Consider the following 20,853-nt stretch of genomic DNA (forward strand, 5'->3'; position numbering starts at 1 on the left):
GGGTGAGCTACCTCTTAGCGAGCGGCGAAACGGACGGGTTGCGAACGGGCTTGCAAGCTCCGGGCCTGCGGACCCACGGCGGCGCTTCCGGGACCGGTCGCGACAGCCTGAATGACCTTCTTGGAGAGCGTGTTCTGGACGGCGAAGACGTCGCCGGTGGCGGCGGCGGCCAGCGCTTTGCCTTGAAGCGAAAGGGAAATTCCGCCGTCATCATAGGTGATGGTGACCAGGTCGCCGCTCTTGATGACCTGGGCTGCGGCAACATCGCGCAGGGAGACCGCGGCGCCTTCACGCAGGGGGCGCTTGGCCGCCAGGCCGATGACGGCGTCGGAATCGCGCGGGGCGTCGACCGGGGCGCCGGCCATCTTCACGTAGATCAGGTCCTGCGGCTGGACGATTTCGCCGGCCATCATGCTGCGGGCATAGGCAAGAACTTCCACATTGCCACGCGCGGCCGAGGCCGAAGCGCCGCCGGCGCCAGCCGACACGCCGCCATTGTCCAGGCCTTCGCGGACGATGATGCGGCGGATGCCGTTGCTGTTGGTCCAGTCGAAGCCGGCGCGGCGGGCCGAGACCTGCACCTGGCCGGCGTCCAGCACCGCGGTCGGGCCCATGCGGGCGGCGACGACCATGTTGGCGGCCGGGCCGGACACGCCGTCGAACAGGTCGCCCAGCGTGATGCGGCCGTCGGCGTCGGTGGTGTCCATGCGCAGGGACACCGGCGTGCCGGCGAAGGCCGGGGCGGACAGGACGCTGACGATCAGCGTGGCGGCGGCGGCGAACAGGAAGGACTTCATGAGCTTACGACCGCAGCTGCGAGGTGGCTTGGAGCATCTGGTCGGCTGTGGTGATCACCTTCGAGTTCATCTCGTAGGCGCGCTGGGCCGTGATCAGCGAGGTGATTTCCGTCACCGCATCGACGTTCGAGGCTTCGGTGTAGTGCTGCATCAGCATGCCGAAGCCCGGTTCGCCGGGGGCGGCCAGGGTGGCGGCGCCCGAGGCGGCGGTTTCCAGCAGCAGGTTGTCGCCGATCTGCTCCAGGCCGCCTTCGTTCATGAAGTTGGCGAGCTGGATCTGGCCGATGGTCTGCGGATCGGTCTGGCCGTCCAGCTTCACCTGCACCAGGCCGGTCTTGCTGATGATGATGTCGGTGGCGTTCTGCGGGACCGTGATGCCCGGCTGGACGGTGTAGCCGTCCTCGGTGACGATCTGGCCCTGGTCGTTGGTCGAGAAGTTGCCGGCGCGGGTATAGGCCGTCTCGCCCGAGGGCATCAGGATCGGCAGGTAGCCCTTGCCCTGGATGGCGATGTCCAGCGGGTTGTCGGTCAGGGTCGGGGTGCCTTGCTCGGTGATGCGATAGACCGAGCCGGCCTTGACGCCGCCGCCGACCTGGACGCCGGTCGGGACGATGTTGCCGTTGCTGGACGACTGCGAACCAGCGCGCTCCACCTGCTGGTACAGCAGGTCCTGGAACTCGGCCCGTTGGCGCTTGAAGCCCACGGTGTTCATGTTCGCGATGTTGTGCGAGATGACTTCGACGTTCAGCTGTTGCGCTGACATGCCCGAAGCGGCGGTGCGGAGAGCTTGCATCGGCTAGCGTCCCTTAATTGACTTTGCCCAGCCGATCGACGGCGGTGCGGGAGAGTTCGGCGGTGTTGTCCATCATCTTGGCGACGCTCTCGTAAGCGCGCTGGATCTCGATCAGCTTGGTGATCTCGATGACTGGCTGGACGTTCGAGGATTCCAGCATGCCCTGGTGGACGCGGGCGTCCGGGGCGGCTGCCAGGGTGGTGTTGGTGGTGTTGCGGTAGAGATTGTCGCCGTCCTTGGCCATCGACGACAGGTCGTCGGGGCGGACCACGGCCAGGCGGCCGACACGCACGGCGCCTTGGCTGACCGTGCCGTCCTTGCCGATGGCGACCGGGCCCAGCGTCGGGTCGATCGTCAGAGGACCGCCGCCGTCGTCCAGGACCAGAGCGCCTTCCTGGGTGACCAGCTGGCCTTCCGGGTTGGTGGTGAAGCGGCCGTCACGGGTGTAGCGGTCGGCGCCGCCAGCCTGGACGTGGAAGAAACCGTTGCCCTCGATCGCCAGGTCGAAGTCGCCGCCCGTCTTGGTCATGGCGCCTTGCGTGAAGTCGCGGGCCACGCCGGTGTCCAGCACGAACTTGACCGTGGCCTTGCCGTCCAGGGTCCGGGCCGGCTTGCCTTGTTCGGTGGCGACCATCAGGTCTTCGGTCTTGAAGCCCGTGGTGTTGGCGTTGGCGATGTTGTTGGCCACGATGTCGAGCTGGCGGCGCAGCGTCATCTGACGCGACAGGCCGACATAAAGCGCGTTGTCCATGGCGAGTTAACTCGGGCGGCTGGCGCGACAAATGCGCCGCATCTCCAGAAGCAACCTTCGTGCCAGCTCTAAAACGCGTTATAAATCAACAAATAGGAAGGTTAACGCAGGGGTGAGTGGAGGAGTCTGCCGGGCAGATTCAGCCTGCGACAGAATGGCTTCCAAAACACATCGTTAACCATGTCCCCCGCATGTGTACGGGCATAGATTCCAAGGAACCGCGCGCGTGGCCAAGAAACCGGAAAAGGAAGCTCCCGCTCCCGAAGGGGAAGAGGGCGTCGAGGGCGAAGCCCCGGCGAAAAAGAAGCCGCCAATCCTGATCATCGCGATCGCCGCGGGCGTCCTCGTCCTGGGCGGCGGCGGAGCCGCGGCCTTCTTCCTGATGAAGCCCAAGCCGGAGGCCGCCGCTGAAGGCGAACACGGCAAGGAAAAGAAAGAGAAGAAGGAAAAAAAGGAAGAGAAGGGCGAGAAGAAGGAAGGCGAGGGCGGCGCGGCCGCTGCTGGCGGTCCGGCGCCCGTGATCAAGGAAGGCCCCGACGGCGTGGTCTTCTACACGCTGCCCGACATCGTCGTGAACATGCAGACGGCCGACGGCAAGTCGACCTTCCTGAAACTGAAGCTGACCTTCGAGCTGCCCGATGAGGACACGGCCGAAGCGCTGACGCCGAACCTGCCCCGACTGCAGGACATGTTCCAGACCTTCCTGCGCGAGCTGCGCCCCGAGGACCTGAACGGTTCTCAGGGCACTTTCCAACTGCGGGTCGAACTGCTGCGCCGGGTGAACCTGGTCGCCGCGCCGGCCAAGGTGAATGCGGTCCTCATCGAGGAGATGCTGATCAACTAAGCCTTCGGGCTGGTTGGGCGAACAAACATGGCGGACGAACTGGACGATCAGGCCGCGATGGCCCAATGGGCCTCGCAGAACCCCCCCGGCGCCTTCGATGGCGGCGGTGATGCTGGCGGCGGCAACGAGTTCGGCGACTTTTCCGGCGGCATGGGCGGCTGGGATGACGGCGGCGGTGAGGCGGGCTCGGAACGCATCCTGAACCAGGACGAGATCGACAGCCTGCTGGGCTTCGACCTCTCCGGCGACGGCGGTGAAGACCGCACGGGCATCCGCGCCATCATCAACTCGGCGCTGGTCTCGTACGAGCGTCTGCCGATGCTGGAAATCGTCTTCGACCGCCTGGTGCGGTTGATGACGACGTCCCTGCGGAACTTCACGTCGGATAACGTCGAAGTCTCGCTCGACAACATCAGCTCGATCCGTTTCGGCGACTACCTGAACTCGATCCCGCTGCCGGCCATCCTGGCGGTGTTCCGGGCCGAGGAGCTGGACAACTACGGCCTGCTGACGGTCGACTCCAACCTGATCTACTCGATCGTCGACGTGCTGCTGGGCGGCCGTCGCGGCACGGCCGCGATGCGCATCGAAGGCCGTCCCTACACCACGATCGAGCGCGTGCTGGTGCAGCGGATGATCGAGGTCGTGCTGCAGGACCTGAAGAGCGCCTTCGAACCTCTGCATCCGGTCGGCTTCTCGCTGGACCGCCTGGAAACCAACCCGCGCTTCGCGGCTATCGCCCGTCCGGCCAACGCGGCCATCCTGGTGAAGCTGCGCATCGACATGGAAGACCGCGGCGGCCGCATCGAACTGCTGCTGCCCTACGCCACGCTGGAACCCATCCGGAAGATGCTGCTGCAGCAGTTCATGGGTGAGAAGTTCGGCCGTGACAACATCTGGGAAGGCCACTTGGCCACCGAGCTGTGGACCACCCAGACCGAGGTTCGCGCCGTTCTGGACGAGCAGCAGGTGCCGCTGTCGCGCGTGTTGAACATGCAGGTGGGCGACACCCTGATGCTGAACGCCACGCCTGACAGCCTGGTCGAGCTGCGCGCCGGGTCGATCCCGCTGACGCGCGGCCGCATGGGTCGCCGGAATCACTCTATCGCCGTCCGGGCCGAGGCTCCGCTGACGCCCGCCGCCAAGAAGGCCGTGCAGAAGCTGAAATGAGCCTGATCGCCTTCGCCATGAACGGGTTTCTCGCGGTGCTGCTGATCGCGGCGCTGGCCTTCGGCTGGCGTCTCGAGCGCCGCCTGAAGGCCCTGCGCGACAGCCACGAGGGCTTCGCCAAGGCGGTGGCGGAACTGGACCAGGCCGCGGCCCGCGCCGAGCAGGGCCTGGCCGACCTGCGCGCGGCCACCGACGAGGCGGCCGAGACCCTGGCGGTGCGCATCGAGCGCGCCCAGGCCCTGGCGGCCCAGCTGGAAGAGCGGACCAGCCGTCCGCTTCCGGCCCCGACGCCCGCTCGCCCGGAGCGTCCGGTCGAGCGTGAGGAACGCTTCGAGCGCCCTGCGCTGACGCGCCGGGAGCCTGAGCCGGCTCCTCAGCCGGAACGCCGGCTGAAGGCTGAAGATTTCGAGCGTCTGCTGGACCGGGAAGACCGCCTCCCGCCGGCCGCTCGCAGCAATCTGGGAGGCCCCAGCGCCTCCCGCGAAACCCCGCGTTCACGGGCGCGGATCGATGATGACCTCTTCGACGGACCGGCCGATGGCTCGCGTCCCGGAAGCAACCCCAGAGCGCCCCGCTGATGAAGAACGTTCCTCGCATCCTCCCCCTGGTCGGTATCGCTGTCGGCGGCGTCCTGGCGATCAACGCCATGGCCGGCGCCAAGTCGCTGCCCGACCTGCTGGGCGGGGCCAAGGCTTTCGCTGAAGGCGTCGCCAAGCCGGAAGGCAAGAAGGCTGAAGGCGAGCAGGCCGCTTCGGCCGAGGGCGCTGGTCAACCGGCCGCCGCCAACGCCCCGCCGCCGCGCGTCTGCGCCCCTTCGGCGGATGCGCTGGCCAAGGAGGCCGGCCTCTCGCCCGCCGAACTGCGCGTGCTGCAAAGCCTGGGCGCGCGCCGTGGCCAGCTGGACCAGCGTGAGCAGGACATCGACGTCCAGCTGCAGCTGCTGGCCGCCGCCGAAGCCAAGCTGGACGCCAAGATGAAGTCCCTGACGGGCCTGAAGGGCGACATCCAGGGGCTTCTGGGCCAGGTCGACAACCAGAAGCAGGCCGAAGTCGATCGCTTGGTCACCGTCTATCAGGGCATGAAGCCCAAGGATGCCGCCGCCCGCATCACCCTGCTGTCGGACGAAGTTCGCTTGCCGATCGCGGCCAAGATGAAGGAACGGGCGCTGTCGCAGATCCTGGCCAACATGGCGCCGGGCGAAGCCAAGATCCTGACCGAGCGCCTGGCCTCGCGCATGGCCAACCCGGCCGTCGAGAAGGGCAAGGCCGCGATCGCCGAGAATGCGGCCGCTGCGCCTGGCGCCGCCGCGCCGACCCAGCAGGCCGACGCCGGCCTGGCCGGCGCCGCGGCCCCCAAGGCCAAGTCGGCTCCCAAAAAAGCCGGCTAAGGGAGGCCCATGACCCTTCGCCAGCTCCTGCGCTCCAGCGTCGCCGCCGCGGTCATCGCGGGCACGCTGGCGCCGTCCGGCTACGCCGCGCCGCCGCCCGCTGCGGCGCGCGGTTCGCTGGACGTGCGCGTGGCGCAGGCGGCTGACTTCTCGCGGGTCGAATTCCATTGGGGCGGCGGCGCGAAGATGGTCTCGCACCGCGAGGGCCAGACGCTGGTGATGCGGTTCAGCCGCGACGCCAATCCCGATCTCTCCAGCCTGAAGATCGCGCCGCCGCGCTGGGTGAAGGCCTCCGAAGCGCGCCACGTCAACGGCGTGCTCGAGATCGTGCTGACCCTTACCGACGACGCCGACGCGCGTCTGGGCAACGCCGACGGGGTCGATTTCGTCAACATCTTCGCCCGCCCGGGCGCGCCGCCGGCCAGTCAGACGACTGCCGCGCCAGCCGCCCCGATCGGCCGCCCCAATCCCATGCCCGCCAGCGGCGTGGTCAAGGTCGAGTTCGAGCGCGAGGACCAGCAAGTCACGCTCAGCTTCAACTGGGCGGCCCCGGCTGGCGCCGCCGTGTTCCGGCGCGGCGAGGCCGTCTGGATCGTGTTCGACACGCCCGCGCGGCTCGATACGTCCAAACTGCCGTCGTCCAGCGTCGGCTATTCCAAGTTCCAGGTCTTCAAGGGCCCCGACTACAGCGCCCTGCGCATCGTCACCCAGGCCGGCAAGCCCTATGTGGCCGAAGGGCAGGGCGGTCTGTGGAAGATCAGCCTGGGTCCCGGCTCGCAGGAAAGCCCCGACATCATCAAGGTCGCGCGCGACGAGAGCGTGCACCCGGCGACCTTGTCGGCCAGCGTTTCGGGCGTGACCAAGGCGGTCTGGGTGGCCGATCCGGCCGTCGGCGACAAGATGATCGTCGCGCCGGCCCTGGCCCCGTCCAAGGGCCTGCCGTCGCGGCGCGAATATGTCGAGATGGCGCTGCTGCAATCGGTGCAGGGCCTGGCCATCGAACCCTACGCCACTGACCTGCTGGTGCAGGCCGACGGCGACCTGCTGCGCATCGGCCGGCCCAAGGGCCTGATCCTGTCGCCGATCTCGGCCAATACCCCGCCGGAAGAGGCCGCCGCCGGCGCGCCGCAGCCGATGTCGATGCCGGCCCTGATCGACCTGGACAACTGGCCCAAGACCGGCTCGGGCGGCTTCCTCACTCGCTACAACGCCCTGCAAGGCGCCATCCCCGCCGCGCCGGAAGGCGACGGCAAGGACAGCGACACCGGCGCCCGCATGGCCCTGGCCCGCTTCCTGGTCGGCTCGCAGATGTCGTTCGAGGCCATCGGCGTGCTGAACGCCGCGGGCCGCAAGCACCAGACCCTGCTGGGCGACGCCGAGTTCCGCGGCCTGCGCGGCGTGGCCAAGGTGATGGCCGGCCGCCTGACCGAGGCCGACGCCGACTTCTCCTCGCCGGTGCTCAGCGACGATCCATCCAGCGCCCTGTGGCGCGGCTATATCTCGACCAAGCAAGGCCAGTGGGCCGACGCGCGCAGCAAGTTCGCGGGCGGCGGCCGGGCTCTCGACCTGTTCCCGCCGGTCTGGCGCGCGCGCTTCCTGCACGCCCAGGCCCAGGCGGCCCTGGGTGTCGGCGACCTGATCGGCGCCATGCAACTGGTGACCAAGGCCCTGGCCGTGCCCAACGTGCCCGTGCCCGACCAGCTGGACATCCGCCTGACCCAGGCCCGCATCTTCGAAGCCAAGGGCGAGAAGGTCCGCGCGCGCCGCATGTTCGAAGCGATCGCGAAAGCGCCGATCGACCGGCTGGCGACGCCGGCCATCCTGCACGCGACCCAGCTGGGCTACGCCAAGGGCCAGATCACCGCCCAGAAGACCGCCGAGACCCTGAACCAGCTGCGCTATCGCTGGCGCGGCGACGGCGTCGAGCTGGAAGTCATTCGCGCGCTGGGCAAGCTCTATATCGACCAGGGCCGCTATCGCGAGGCGCTGGAAGTGCTGCGTTCGGCTGGTCGTCAGCTACCCGACCGTCCCGAGGCGGTGGCTCTGCAGAACGACCTGTCGAACACCTTCCGCCAGCTGTTCCTGCAAGGCCTGGCCGACGGCATGCAGCCGGTGCAGGCCGTGGGCCTGTTCTACGACTTCCAGGACCTGACCCCGATCGGCGCCGACGGCGACCAGATGGTCCGCAACCTGGTGCGCCGCCTGGTCGATGTCGACCTGCTGGACGACGCCGCCAAGCTCTTGAAGTACCAGGTCGACAACCGCCTGAACGGCGTGCCCAAGGCCCAGGTCGCCACCGACCTGGCCTGGATCTACCTGATGAACAAGAAGCCGGAAGACGCGCTGGACACCATCAACGCGACCCGGACCACGATCCTGCCGCCGGCCCTGAACGTCGAGCGTCGCCTGGCCACCGCTCGCGCCCTGATGAGCCTTGGCCGTTACGACGACGCCCTGGAGCTGATCGAGAAGGACAACAGCCGCGACGGCCAGGAGATCCGCGCCGAGATCGCCTGGAAGCAGCACGCCTGGCCGCTGGCCGGGGCGATGTACGAACGCTCGCTGGGCGACCGCTTCAAGACCACCGGCCCCCTCAGCCCCGGCGACGAGGCGCGCCTGCTGCGCACGGCCGTAGCCTACAGCCTGGCCGACGACGACAAGTCGCTGGCGCGCCTGCGCCAGCGCTGGTCGGGTTTCATTGACACCGCCGGCAATCCGGACGGTCTGCGCGTGGCCCTGCAGGGCATGAGCGTCGAATCGCTGTCGGCCTCGGACTTCAGCCGCGTGACCGCCGACAACGAGGCCTTCAACGGCTGGATCGGTCGGATGAAGGACCGCTTCCGCACCGGGAAGCCGGCCGGCGCCCGATAGGGCAGGGGTTTCCCCTACACGTCAATTCCGCTGAAGTTAGAGGCACGGGCGGCCTGAAAGCCCTGCCGCGTCACGGAAAATTCACCCGTCAAAACCCGATTGGTCTTATGGCGGGCTCTAGACGTTTAGCCTAGTTAGAGCCCGCCTCCCGTCCCATATGGCGGGAGGATCCGCGAGCGCTTGCCTTTCTGCCGCAGGCATGTCATGACAACGTTGTCATAGGGTGGACGACATTGGTGAAGAAAAAAGACGACGGCGAGAACGGCCGCGAGGTCCTTGTGCTGCTGGGCGGTGCGGGGGATCTGGCTCTGCGAATGCTTTTGCCTTCGCTCTACTTCCTCGAACTTGATCGACTGCTGCCGCACGACTTGCGGATCATCGGCGTTGCTCGCGCGGACCATGACGCCGCCAGCTATCGCGCCCTGGTTCGCGAGCAACTGGGCAAGCGCGCGACGGTGGAAGAGGCGGCCTGGAACCGCCTGGCCGCCCGCCTGGACTACGTACCCGCCAACATCACCAGCGAGGACGACACCAAGAAGCTGGCCGAGCGCATCGGCGAGCACGGCGACCTGGTAATCTTCTTCTCGCTGTCGCCCAGCCTGTACGGCCCGGCCTGCCAGGCGCTGCAAGCCGCCGGCCTGACCGGTCCCAAGGCCCGCCTGATCCTGGAAAAGCCGCTGGGGCGCGACCTGGAGAGCTCCAAGGCCACCAACGCCGCCGTCGCCGCCGTGGTCGACGAAAGCCAGGTCTTCCGGATCGACCACTATCTGGGCAAGGAGACGGTCCAGAACCTGACCGCCCTGCGCTTCGCCAACGTGCTGTTCGAGCCCCTGTGGGACCGCAACACGATCGACCACGTGCAGATCACAATCGCCGAGACCGAGAAGGTCGGCGACCGCTGGCCCTATTACGACGAGTACGGCGCGCTGCGGGACATGGTGCAGAACCACATGCTGCAGCTCTTGTGCCTGGTCGCCATGGAGGCGCCGTCGGGCTTCGACCCCGACGCGGTCCGCGACGAGAAGGTCAAGGTGCTGCGCAGCTTGCGCCCCTTCACCAAGGAGAGCGTGGCCCACGACACCGTGCGCGGTCAGTACGTGGCCGGCGTGGTCGAGGGCTCGGCCCGCGAGGGTTATGTCGCGGAAGTGGGCAAGCCCACCAAGACCGAGACCTTCGTGGCCATGAAGGTGGCGATCGACAACTGGCGTTGGGACGGCGTGCCGTTCTTCCTGCGCACCGGCAAGAACCTGCCCGACCGCCGCACCCAGATCGTCGTCCAGTTCAAGCCGCTGCCGCACAACATCTTCGGCAAGGCTACCGACAGCGACCTGTGCGCCAACCGCCTGGTCATCGACCTGCAGCCCGACGAGAACATCGTCCTGACGCTGATGAACAAGCGCCCAGGCCTGTCGGAAGAGGGCATGCGCCTGCAGTCGCTGCCGCTGTCGCTGTCGTTCGGCCAGAGCGGCGGGCGTCGCCGCATCGCCTACGAGAAGCTGTTCCTGGACGCCTTCCGCGGCGACCGCACCCTGTTCGTGCGTCGCGACGAGGTCGAGCAGGCCTGGAAGTTCATCGACGCCGTCTCGGCCGCCTGGGCGGAAGCGGGCGTCGAGCCGGCCCACTACGCGGCGGGCACCTGGGGACCGCAGTCGGCGCAAGGGCTGATCTCGCCCGGCGGCCGGTCGTGGAAGGCGTAAGCGATGGCCAAGTTTGAAGCCTTCGGCTCGCGCGAAGACCTCTATGACGCCGCCGCCTCGATCCTGGTCGGGGCGCTGACCACGGCCGTCGCCACCCACGGCAAGGCGGGCTTCGCGGCCACCGGCGGCACGACGCCGGCCCCGGTCTATGATCGCATGGCCGGCATGACCGCGCCCTGGGACAAGATTACGGTCACCCTGACCGACGAGCGCTTCGTCCCGCCGTCCGATCCGGGCAGCAACGAGGGCCTGGTCCGTCGCCACCTGCTGGTCGGCGAGGCGGCGAAAGCCGAGTTCGCGCCGCTGTTCTTCGAGGGCGTGACCCACGAAGAGAGCGCGCTGAAGGCGGAGGAGGGCGTCAACGCCGCCGCGCCGTTCGGCGTGGTGCTGCTGGGCGTGGGCGCCGATGGCCACTTCGCCTCGCTGTTTCCGGGCAATCCGGTGCTGGCGCGCGGGTTGGATCCGCACACCGAGCGCTCGGTCCTGGCCGTGCCGCCCGGCGATCCGGCGCCGGACATCCAGCGTCTGAGCCTGACCCTGGCCGCCCTGACCCGCACCGACCTGATCGTGCTGCTGGTGACCGGCGCGGCCAAGAAAGCGTTGTTGGAAGGCGACTTCGATCCGGCCCTGCCGGTCGCCGCCATCCTGAAGCAGGACCGCGCCAAGGTCCGCATCCTGTGGGCGGAGTAATCGCCATGAGCCTGAACCCGGTCATCGCTGAAGTCACCGCCCGCATCGTCGAGCGCAGCAAGGACAGCCGCGCGGCGTATCTCGCCAATATGCAGCACGCGATCGACAGCCAGCCGGGCCGGGCCAAGCTGTCCTGCGCCAACTGGGCTCACGCCTTCGCCGCCTCGCCGGGCGTCGACAAGGTGCGCGCGCTGGACCCGAACGCGCCGAACATCGGCATCGTCTCGGCCTATAACGACATGCTGTCGGCTCACCAGCCGCTGGAAGAGTATCCGGCGCTGATCAAGGTCGCGGCCCGTGAAGTGGGCGCGACGGCCCAGTTCGCCGGCGGCGTGCCGGCCATGTGCGATGGCGTCACCCAAGGCCGTCCGGGCATGGAGCTGTCGCTGTTCTCGCGCGACGTCATCGCCATGGCCACGGCCGTCGCCCTGACCCACGACGCCTTCGACTCGGCGCTGTACCTGGGCGTCTGCGACAAGATCGTGCCGGGCCTGGTGATGGGCGCGTTAACGTTCAGCCACCTGCCGGCCCTGTTCGTGCCCGCCGGTCCGATGACCTCGGGCCTGCCCAACAGCGAGAAGGCCCGCATCCGCGCCCTCTACGCCGAGGGCAAGGTCGGACGCGCCGAACTGCTGGAAGCCGAGCAGGCCAGCTATCACGGCCCCGGCACCTGCACCTTCTACGGCACGGCCAACACCAACCAGATGCTGATGGAGCTGATGGGCTTCCATCTGCCCGGCTCGGCCTTTGTCCACCCCAACACGCCGCTGCGCGAGGCCCTGGTCAAGGAAGCCGCGCGCCGCGCCGCCGCCGTGACCAACAAGGGCAACGAATTCATCCCGGTCGGCCGGATGATCGACGAGAAGTCGATCGTCAACGGCGTGGTCGGCCTGATGGCCACGGGCGGCTCGACCAATCTGGCCCTGCACCTGATCGCCATGGCCCACGCGGCCGGCGTGATCTTGACGCTGGAAGACCTGGACGACATCTCCAAGGCCACGCCGCTGCTGGCCCGCGTCTATCCGAACGGCTCGGCCGACGTGAACCACTTCCAGGCCGCCGGCGGCATGGCGTTCGTGATCCGCGAGCTGCTCAAGGCCGGTCTGGTGCACGAGGACGTCCAGACCATCGCCGGTCCGGGCCTGTCGCTGTACGCCCAGGAGCCGCACCTTGAGGACGGCGTCCTGACCTGGCGTGACGGCGCGGCCGAGAGCCTGGACACCGCCATCGTGCGCCCGGTCTCCGACCCGTTCAGCAAGGAAGGCGGCCTGCGCCTGCTGGCCGGCAATCTGGGTCGCGGCGTCATGAAGATCTCGGCCGTGAAGCCCGAGCACCACGTGATCGAAGCTCCCTGCGCCGTGTTCCAGGAGCAGGAAGACTTCATCGCCGCCTTCAAGCGCGGCGAGCTGGATCGCGACGTGGTCGTGGTCGTCCGCTTCCAGGGCCCGTCGGCCAACGGCATGCCCGAACTGCACAACCTGTCGCCGTCGATCTCGGTGCTGCTGGATCGCGGCTACAAGGTCGCCCTGGTCACCGACGGCCGCATGTCGGGCGCGTCGGGCAAGACCCCGGCCGCCATCCACGTGACGCCGGAAGCCGCCAAGGGCGGGCCTCTGGCCTATGTCCAGGATGGCGACGTGATCAGCGTCAACGCCGAAACCGGCGAACTGAAGATCCTGGTGGACGAGGCGGCTCTGCTGGCCCGTACGCCGGCGAACGTCCCGGCGTCCAAGCCGGGCTTTGGTAGGGAACTGTTTGGATGGATGCGCAGCGGGGTCGGCGCGGCCGATGCCGGCGCCTCCGTCTTCGCTTAGGAAAGCACTAGGTCATGGACGGCAATCACAGCGGGGGTCTCGGCCTCGTCGGCGACATCGGCGGCACCAACGCCCGCTTCGCCCTGGTCGAATTCGACGGTCAGGACCCGCGCCTGATCGAACCCACCGCCTTCAAGGGCGAAGACTACGGCACGGCCGAGGACGCCATCGAGGCCTATCTGCACAAGGTCGGCGTCAAGCACGCCGACCAGGCGGTGGTGGCGGTGGCCGGTCCGATCGACCACGGCCAGGTCCACATGACCAACCTGGACTGGCGGATTTCGGAAGATGGCCTGCGTCGCGCCGGCGGCTTCCGGAACGCCAAGCTGATCAACGACTTCACCGCCCAGGCCCTGGCCGCCCCGCGCCTGGCGCCCAAGGACCTGCGCCAGATCGGCCACCTGCCGACCTCTGGCGAGGGCGATCTCGCCATCCTCGGCCCCGGCACCGGCTTTGGCGTCGCCGGCCTGGTGCGCCGTCACGGCCAGGAGATCCCGCTGGCCACCGAAGGCGGCCACGTCGCCTTCGCGCCGCTGGACGAGGTCGAGATCGAGGTGCTGCGCTACCTGACCAAGATGCTGGACGGCGGCCGCGTCTCGGTCGAGCGCATCCTGTCGGGCCCCGGCATGGAAGACCTGCACGTCGCTCTGGGCGCCGCCGAAGGCCGCAAGGTGGAGACCCTGACCGCCAAGCAGATCACCGAACGCGCCACCGAGGGCTGCGCCGACAGCCTGGCCACGGTGAACCGCTTCTGCGCGGTGCTGGGCTCGACGGCCGGCGACATCGCCCTGACTCTGGGCTCGCGCGGCGGCGTGTTCATCGCCGGCGGCATCGCGCCCCGGATCATCGACATCCTGGAAAAGAGCCCGTTCCGCGCGCGCTTCGAAGAGAAGGGCCGCCTGTCGAGCTTCACCCAGGCGATCCCGACGCATGTCATCCTGCACCCGCACACGGCGCTGATCGGCGCGGCGGTGGCGCTGACGCCCGAGGGCCGGGCGGCGGTCTCGTAAGGGACCGCCTGGACGGCGGCTACTGGTTGGCCGCCGTCTTCAGCAAACCACTGAGTTCGGTGAGCAGCTCGCTGCAACGCGCCGGGCTGTAGCCGTGGGCCGTCGCGCCCAGCCCGTCGGAGGCGATCTCCTTGCGCGAGCGCTCGCGTTTCCAAGCGAAGTACTTTTTGGCCTTTTCGTCGACGTCTGGCGCGACGCGTCCGGGCTCGGAAAGCAGCGCCAGATAGGCGTCGGTCTGGACGGGCGTGAGGTGGGTCTCGCAACCGCCGACGGAGCCGGCCAGCTCGCCGCCGACCTTGATGAAGGGCGTCTGCCAGGACGCCAGGGCCATGGGCGTGAGGAGTTGGTCGGCATAGTTCCGAGTTCCCTCATCGACGGTCAGCGGCCCAGAGACCATGAGCGACCCGATCGGATCGTCGGCAATACGACGACAAGCTTCGGCGCGTTGCCTCGCGAACCTAAGGGTCGCATCCGGCTTGCGGTCGCGTACGCGCCAGGAGTCCAGCATGAACTGGCTCTGGGTCTCGATCAGCGCTAGCCGGCTCTGCCCGGCGTTTTGCATGTAGAGGTTGGCGAGCGTCTCGCTGATGCCCGCCCGCTTGGCGTCCGCCACGGCGATCCTGCGGTACTTCTCCGCTTCGGCCGGAGGTATGTCGAGCCGGACCTTGAAGCCCATGCCTTCGCAATAGACCCCTTCGGTGCTGATCGCCCCCAGCATGTTCAGGCGCTCGATCATGGCCTGCTGGTCGGTCTGGGAGGCGGCGCTGGTCGCGAATAGGGCGAGGAGCGTGGCGAGCAGTTTGGCGCGGGATTTCATGACCTAGCGCGCCGCCTTTAACGCAGCGGCGCGGGTCGTCAGCAGCCGGTTGCACTGGGTGGCGTCGAGATCCAGTTCGGCCATGCTTTCGCGGCCCTTCTGCTTCCAGAAGTCGAAATAGGTCATGGCCTTCTCCTCGATCGCCAGCGGGAAGCGGTTGGGCGCGTATAGTTCGGCGACATAGGCGTCGGATTGAGCGCGGGTCAGGTGGTTGGCGCAGACGGCGACGGCCTGGACGACGTCGGCGCCGGCGTTGATGTAGGGCGTCTGCCAGCTGGCCTGGCCGGCGGGCGTCAGCACCTTGTCGGCGAATTCGCGGACCAGGGTTTCGTCGCTCGACGACGGCGCCTCGATGATCGTCCTGGTCATCGGATCGTTGGCGGCGGCGCGACAGGCCGAGACGATCTTGCGGGCCTGGGTGCGGATGTTCTCGGCGAACCGGGCGCCGTCTTTCTGATCGACCGCCGACATCGCCTGGATGTCCTGCTGCGCCTGCTGCATGGCCTGGTTCATGGCGTTCTGGACGTAGGTTCCGGAAAGGTTTTCCGAGAAGCCGCCGCGGACGCCGACGGCGATGGCGTCGACCGCCAGCGCCTCGACGCGCTCCTTGTGCACGTCGAAGCCGAACTCCTCGCAGACCGTCGCGCGCCCGATATGGCGTCCGATCTGGTTGAGGCGCATGACCGGGTCGCTCTCGACCTGAGCCTGGACCGAGGTCGCGCCCAGCGCGGTGAGCGCGACCGTGGTCGCCAGGACTTTCCAATTCAACATGCCGTCGTCCCCCTCGAGGCGGTGACGCCTCAAGCCTTGGATAGCGGCTCGATTTCCAGCTGAGAACCCTGCTGCGCACGCGTTCCGGTTTCCCGCCGGAGGGGGCTCGCCATGACAGCCTTGTCATGGCTAAGTAGCCGCCATAACGCACGAATCGGGGCGGCGAGGGACGGAATTGAGCGCCAAGATCACGATCCACGACGTGGCGCGCGAAAGCGGCGTCTCGATCAAGACGGTGTCGCGGGTCCTGAACCGTGAGCCCAACGTCAAGGCCGACACCCGCGACCGGGTGCAGGCCGCCGTGGCCGCGCTGAACTATCGCCCCAACATCTCGGCCCGCAGCCTGGCGGGCTCGAAGGCCTATCTGATCGGCGTCTTCTTCGACAACCCCAGTCCCGGCTATGTCACCGACGTGCAGCTGGGCGCCATCGCGCGGTGCCGGCAGGAAGGCTTCCACCTGATCGTCGAGCCAGTCGACTCGACCGCCGACGTCGAGGACCAGATCGCGCCGATGCTGGCGACCCTGCGCATGGACGGGGTGATCCTGACGCCGCCGCTCAGTGACCACCCGGTGGTGCTGGCCGCGCTGGAGAGGGAAGGTGTCGCCTATGTCCGCATCGCGCCGGGCGGCGATATCGACCGCGCCCCGTGGGTCAGCATGGACGACCGCCTGGCCGCCTACGAGATGACCAAGCACCTGATCGGGCTGGGTCATACCGACATCGGCTTCATCATCGGCCACCCCGACCACGGCGCCTCCCACCAGCGCCACCAGGGCTTCATCGACGCCATGCGCGACGCTGGCCTGCCGATCCGCGACGACCGGGTCGAGCAGGGCTGGTTCTCGTTCCGCTCTGGCTTCGAGGCCGCCGAGAAGTTGCTGGGCGGCGTCGACCGGCCGACCGCCATCTTCGCCTCGAACGACGACATGGCGCTGGGCGTCATGGCCGTGGCCAACCGCATGCGCCTGGACCTGCCGGCCCAGCTGTCGGTCGCCGGTTTCGACGACACGCCCGGCGCCAAGATCACCTGGCCGCAGCTGACCACCGTGCGCCAGCCGATCCACGCCATGGCCGGCGCGGCCGCCGACATGCTGATGCACGGCGTCGAGCGGGAGGAGGGCGCGCCGCCGCCGTCGCGCCTGCTGGACTTCGAGCTGGTCGTCCGGGAATCCACGGGCCCAGCCACCTAGGAGGGGCCCGCGTTAGACACGCTTCAGGGGTGTAATCGATGTTACCGCAATCATATTGCTCTTGACAGCGCTGTCCGATTTACATGAGATCGCAGTGATCAAGACGGTCGCCCACGGTAAGGCGGCGTCAGGAGGAAACACCATGACCTCGCCTGACCGGACCAGCGTCCGTCGCGCCATCCTGTGCGCACGATCACTCCCCTCCAAGCGGCCCTGAACCGCTTTTCTTTCGCTCGGCGCGGTCATCCCGCAAGCGCCGCGCCGAGCGTTTTTCGAGTTCACATGGTCCGCCAGGGGGGCGGGCGTATCCTGGGAAACACCATGTCCGCATACGGTCGTCTCGCCGCCGCCTCGGCGCTGACCCTGATCCTCGCCGCAGGCCTGGCGAGCGTCGCCTCGGCCCAGACCAACGCTGCCGCCGCCACCGCCCATCCAGAGATGTGGCCCAAGGCCGCCAGCCCCGCGGCGATCACCGACGCCAAGACCGAGGCCTTCATCACCAAGCTGATGGGCCAGATGACCGTCGAGGAGAAGGTCGCCCAGACCATCCAGGCCGACGGCGCCTCGATCACGCCTGAGGAACTCAAGAAATACCGCCTGGGCTCGGTGCTGGTCGGCGGCAACAGCGCGCCGGACGGCAACGACCGCGCCACGCCCCAGCGCTGGGTCGAGTGGATCCGCGCCTTCCGCGCCGCGGCGCTGGAGCCCCGCGGCGGCCACCAGGAGATCCCGATCATGTTCGGCGTCGACGCCGTGCACGGGCACAACAACGTCGTGGGCGCGACGATCTTCCCGCACAATATCGGCCTGGGCGCGGCGCGCGATCCGGACCTGATCCGCCGCATCGGCGAGGCGACCGCCGAAGAGATGGTCGCCACCGGCGCCGACTGGACCTTTGGCCCCACCGTGGCCGTGCCCCGCGACGAGCGCTGGGGCCGGGCCTATGAGGGCTATGCCGAGGATCCGGAGGTCGTGAAGAGCTATTCAGGCCCGATGACCCTGGGCCTGCAAGGGCCACTGGTCGCCGGCAAGCCGCTGGGCGCGGCGCACGTGGCCGGCTCGGCCAAGCACTTCCTGGCCGACGGCGGCACCGAAGGCGGCAAGGACCAGGGCGACGCCCAGATCTCGGAAGCCGATCTCGTCCGCCTGCACGCGGCCGGTTATCCGCCCGCGATCGACGCCGGCATCCTGTCGGTGATGGTCTCGTTCTCAAGCTGGCACGGGGTCAAGCACACCGGCAACAAGAGCCTGGTGACCGACGTGCTGAAGGGACGGCTGGGCTTCCAGGGCTTCGTCGTCGGCGACTGGAACGCCCACGGCCAGGTCGAGGGCTGCACCAACACCAACTGCGCCCAGGCCTATATCGCGGGCATGGACATGATCATGGCCCCCGACAGCTGGAAGGGCCTGTACGACAACACCCTGGCTCAGGTGAAGGCCGGCCAGATCCCGATGGCGCGCATCGACGACGCCGTGCGCCGCATCCTGCGGGTCAAGGTCAAGTCGGGCCTGTTCGAGAACAAGCGGCCGCTGGAGGGCAAGTACGAGCTTCTTGGCTCGCCCGCCCACCGCGCCGTGGCCCGCGAGGCTGTCCGCAAGTCGCTCGTCTTGCTGAAGAACGAGGGCGTGCTGCCGCTGAAGAGCTCGGCCCACGTGCTGGTGGCCGGCGACGGCGCCGACGACATCGGCAAGGCGGCCGGCGGCTGGACCCTGACCTGGCAGGGCACGGGCAACAAGAATAGCGACTTCCCGCACGGCCAGTCGATCTATGGCGGCATCGCGGAAGCGGTGAAGGCCGGCGGCGGCAGCGCCGAGTTGTCGACCTCGGGCGACTTCAAGACCAAGCCCGACGTGGCCATCGTGGTGTTCGGCGAGAACCCCTATGCCGAGTTCCAGGGCGACGTCGCCAGCAACGAGTACCAGCCGGGCGACAAGACCGATCTGGCCTTGCTCAGGAAGCTGAAGGCCGCCGGCATCCCGGTGGTGTCGGTGTTCCTGAGCGGCCGCCCGATGTGGACCAATCCCGAGATCAACGCCTCGGACGCCTTCGTGGCGGCCTGGCTGCCGGGCTCGGAAGGCGGCGGCGTGGCCGACGTGCTGGTGGGCGACGGCGCCGGCAAGCCGCGCAACGACTTCCACGGCAAGCTGTCGTTCAGCTGGCCCAAGCGCGCCGACCAGGAGCCGATCAATGTCGGCGACGCCAATTACGATCCGCTGTTCGCCTATGGCTACGGCTTGAGCTACGCCAAGCCCGGCAAGGTGGCTGCTTTGTCGGAGAACCCCGGCGCGGCCGGCGCTGAGGCCAATGTCGATCGCTACTTCGTCGCCGGCCGCGTTCCCGCGCCGTGGGCGATGAACGTCGCCGGCGCGGCGTCCGTGAAAACGGTCGATGCGGGCGCCCAAGAAAATGCACGCGAGGCGACCTGGAGCGGCGAGGGGATTGGGACCGTTACCATCGCTGGCCCGCCTGTGGATTTGTCGCGACAGACCACCGGCGACATGGCGATCTCGATCCGCTACAGGGTGGATGCGTCCCCAGGGAAACCGGTTTCCTTGGCTTTGGCCTGTGGCGAATCCTGTGGCGCGACGGTAGACGTAACGTCAACGTTGTCAGGTGCGAAACTCGGCGAATGGCGTACGGCCAAGATCAAACTTTCCTGCTTCAAGGCCAAGGGCGCGGACATGACGCATGTTTCGTCCCCGTTCTCGCTGTCCACCGCCGGACGCATGACTCTGTCATTCACCGAAATCAGACTGGCCTCCAACGAGGGCGACGCCTTCTGTCCGCCAAGCTGACCCAAAAAGAAGGAGCGACGGCATGATCCGCGCCCGTCGCTCTCGCATCGTGGCCACGATTGGCCCGGCGTCGAGCTCCCCCGAAATGATCGTCACCCTGGCCAAGGCCGGGGCTGACGTCTTCCGCCTGAATTTCAGCCACGGGGCGCACGAGACCCACGCGGCCGTCTATGCGGCGATCCGCGAGGCCGAAAAGACCGTGGGCCGTCCGCTGGGCATTCTGGCTGACCTGCAAGGTCCCAAGCTGCGCGTCGGCAAGTTCGCCAACGGTCCGGTGGTGCTCCAGGCCGGCCAGGCCTTCCGTTTCGACAACGACCCGACCCCGGGCGACGAGACGCGGGTGCACCTGCCGCACCCCGAGATCCTGACCGCGATGCGGCCGGGCGCGACCCTGCTGCTGGACGACGGCAAGCTGCGCATGACCGTGACCGACGCGGGTCCCGGCTATGCCAACACCACCGTGGTCAACGGCGGCAAGCTGTCGGAGCGCAAGGGCGTGGCGGTGCCGGACGTCGTTATCCCGATGTCGCCCCTGACGCCGAAGGACCGCGAGGACCTGGCCTTCGCCCTGCGCCTGGGCGTGGACTGGATCGCCCTGTCGTTCGTGCAGGCCCCGGAAGACATGGCCGAGCTGCGCCGCATCGTCGAAGGCCGCGCCGCCGTGCTGGCCAAGATCGAAAAGCCCCAGGCCCTGAAGGTGCTGGGTCCGATCATGGACCTGTGCGACGGCGTCATGGTCGCCCGTGGCGACCTGGGCGTCGAAATGGCGCCGGAAGAAGTGCCGGTGGCCCAGAAGGAAATCCTGCGGGAAGCGCGCGCGCGCGGCATCCCGGTGATCGTCGCGACCCAGATGCTGGAGTCGATGATCAGCTCGCCGACCCCGACCCGCGCTGAAGCCTCGGACGTCGCCAACGCCGTCTACGAAGGCGCGGACGCGGTGATGCTGTCGGCCGAGTCCGCCGCCGGCGAATATCCCGAAGAGTCGGTGTCGATGATGAACCGCATCATCGAGCGCGTGGAGCGTGATCCGCGCTGGCCCGAGCTGATGCAGGCCGAGCAGAGCCACGACGACGACGACGCCGACGTGCTGGTGGTCGCCGCCGCCGGCGCGGCCAAGTCGGGCTCGACCAAGTGCCTGGTGGCCTTCACCACCACAGGAGCAACCGCGCGTCGTCTCTCTCGGGAACGTCCGCTGCAGCCGGTGCTGGCGCTGTCGCCGGACATCAACGCCGTGCGTCGCATGGCTCTGTGCTGGGGCATCGAGCCGCGCGTCAGCGCCCAGCCCGACAGTCTGGAAGTCGTCACCACCGACGCCTCGAGCAAGGCCCTGGACCTGGGCCTGGTGGCGCCGGGCGAACGCCTGCTGGTCGTGGCGGGGACGCCGTTCGGCGCTCCGGGCGCGGCTAATCTGCTGCGCCTGGCGCATGCGCCGGCTCCGGTTCGTCGTAGGTAG

At 68.2% G+C, this 20,853-nt stretch carries 17 protein-coding genes; 12 read left to right on the plus strand and 5 right to left on the minus strand.

The features are described from left to right. Positions 1–14: 14 nt before the first annotated feature. The 3 genes from flgA to flgF are packed head-to-tail and all read right to left on the minus strand — an operon-like array spanning position 15 to position 2,341. Complete coding sequence (flgA, locus tag J7528_RS00600; protein ID WP_291870295.1) at positions 15–797, minus strand: flagellar basal body P-ring formation chaperone FlgA; 783 nt, start codon at positions 795–797, stop codon at positions 15–17. 4 nt (positions 798–801) lie between these two features. Continuing rightward, positions 802–1,590 (minus strand): flagellar basal-body rod protein FlgG, encoded by a 789-nt coding sequence (flgG, locus tag J7528_RS00605; protein WP_291870297.1) that lies wholly within the window; start codon positions 1,588–1,590, stop codon positions 802–804. A 13-nt stretch (positions 1,591–1,603) separates the two neighbouring features. Further along, complete coding sequence (gene flgF / locus J7528_RS00610) at positions 1,604–2,341, minus strand: flagellar basal-body rod protein FlgF (RefSeq protein WP_291870299.1); 738 nt, start codon at positions 2,339–2,341, stop codon at positions 1,604–1,606. A gap of 226 nt (positions 2,342–2,567) precedes the next feature. Between flgF and fliL the strand changes: the two genes are divergently transcribed. The 9 genes from fliL (at position 2,568) to glk (ending at position 13,824) form a co-directional block, all read left to right on the plus strand. Beyond that, the gene (gene fliL, locus J7528_RS00615) at positions 2,568–3,185 is read left to right on the plus strand and encodes a flagellar basal body-associated protein FliL (protein ID WP_291870301.1); all 618 of its coding nucleotides are present in this window, start codon (positions 2,568–2,570) and stop codon (positions 3,183–3,185) included. 27 nt (positions 3,186–3,212) lie between these two features. Continuing rightward, positions 3,213–4,355, plus strand: a complete 1,143-nt coding sequence (gene fliM / locus J7528_RS00620) for a flagellar motor switch protein FliM (protein ID WP_291870303.1) — start codon at positions 3,213–3,215, stop codon at positions 4,353–4,355. Further along, positions 4,352–4,933, plus strand: a complete 582-nt coding sequence (locus J7528_RS00625; RefSeq protein ID WP_291870305.1) for a DUF6468 domain-containing protein — start codon at positions 4,352–4,354, stop codon at positions 4,931–4,933. Before fliM ends, J7528_RS00625 begins: the two co-directional genes overlap by 4 nt. Beyond that, positions 4,933–5,742, plus strand: coding sequence for a MotE family protein (locus J7528_RS00630; protein ID WP_291870307.1), 810 nt, complete (start codon positions 4,933–4,935; stop codon positions 5,740–5,742). Before J7528_RS00625 ends, J7528_RS00630 begins: the two co-directional genes overlap by 1 nt. A gap of 9 nt (positions 5,743–5,751) precedes the next feature. After that, positions 5,752–8,613 carry an endoglucanase gene (locus J7528_RS00635; protein WP_291870309.1) on the plus strand — a complete coding sequence of 954 codons (2,862 nt, stop codon included), beginning with the start codon at positions 5,752–5,754 and terminating at the stop codon, positions 8,611–8,613. Between the two features lie 233 nt (positions 8,614–8,846). After that, entirely contained in the window at positions 8,847–10,310 is a 1,464-nt protein-coding gene (gene zwf / locus J7528_RS00640; RefSeq protein ID WP_291870311.1) for a glucose-6-phosphate dehydrogenase, read from the plus strand. Between the two features lie 3 nt (positions 10,311–10,313). Further along, a complete protein-coding gene (gene pgl, locus J7528_RS00645) occupies positions 10,314–11,000 on the plus strand; it encodes a 6-phosphogluconolactonase (protein WP_291870313.1) in 687 nt (228 codons plus the stop codon). 5 nt (positions 11,001–11,005) lie between these two features. After that, on the plus strand, positions 11,006–12,814 hold the full coding sequence (gene edd, locus J7528_RS00650) for a phosphogluconate dehydratase (protein ID WP_291870315.1): 1,809 nt from the start codon (positions 11,006–11,008) through the stop codon (positions 12,812–12,814). 14 nt (positions 12,815–12,828) lie between these two features. Further along, positions 12,829–13,824, plus strand: a complete 996-nt coding sequence (glk, locus tag J7528_RS00655; RefSeq protein ID WP_291870318.1) for a glucokinase — start codon at positions 12,829–12,831, stop codon at positions 13,822–13,824. Positions 13,825–13,843: 19 nt separating this feature from the next. Here glk and J7528_RS00660 read toward each other — a convergent pair whose 3' ends face one another. After that, positions 13,844–14,641, minus strand: a complete 798-nt coding sequence (locus tag J7528_RS00660; RefSeq protein ID WP_291870320.1) for a hypothetical protein — start codon at positions 14,639–14,641, stop codon at positions 13,844–13,846. Between the two features lie 3 nt (positions 14,642–14,644). Further along, a complete protein-coding gene (locus J7528_RS00665; protein WP_291870321.1) occupies positions 14,645–15,412 on the minus strand; it encodes a hypothetical protein in 768 nt (255 codons plus the stop codon). 175 nt (positions 15,413–15,587) lie between these two features. Between J7528_RS00665 and J7528_RS00670 the strand changes: the two genes are divergently transcribed. The 3 genes from J7528_RS00670 (at position 15,588) to pyk (ending at position 20,853) form a co-directional block, all read left to right on the plus strand. Continuing rightward, entirely contained in the window at positions 15,588–16,604 is a 1,017-nt protein-coding gene (locus J7528_RS00670; protein WP_291870323.1) for a LacI family DNA-binding transcriptional regulator, read from the plus strand. Positions 16,605–16,925: 321 nt separating this feature from the next. Then, positions 16,926–19,400, plus strand: coding sequence for an exo 1,3/1,4-beta-D-glucan glucohydrolase (locus J7528_RS00675; protein WP_291870325.1), 2,475 nt, complete (start codon positions 16,926–16,928; stop codon positions 19,398–19,400). A gap of 22 nt (positions 19,401–19,422) precedes the next feature. After that, positions 19,423–20,853, plus strand: coding sequence for a pyruvate kinase (gene pyk, locus J7528_RS00680; protein ID WP_291870327.1), 1,431 nt, complete (start codon positions 19,423–19,425; stop codon positions 20,851–20,853).

The organism is Caulobacter sp. (genome assembly GCF_017744445.1).
Lineage (GTDB): Bacteria > Pseudomonadota > Alphaproteobacteria > Caulobacterales > Caulobacteraceae > Caulobacter.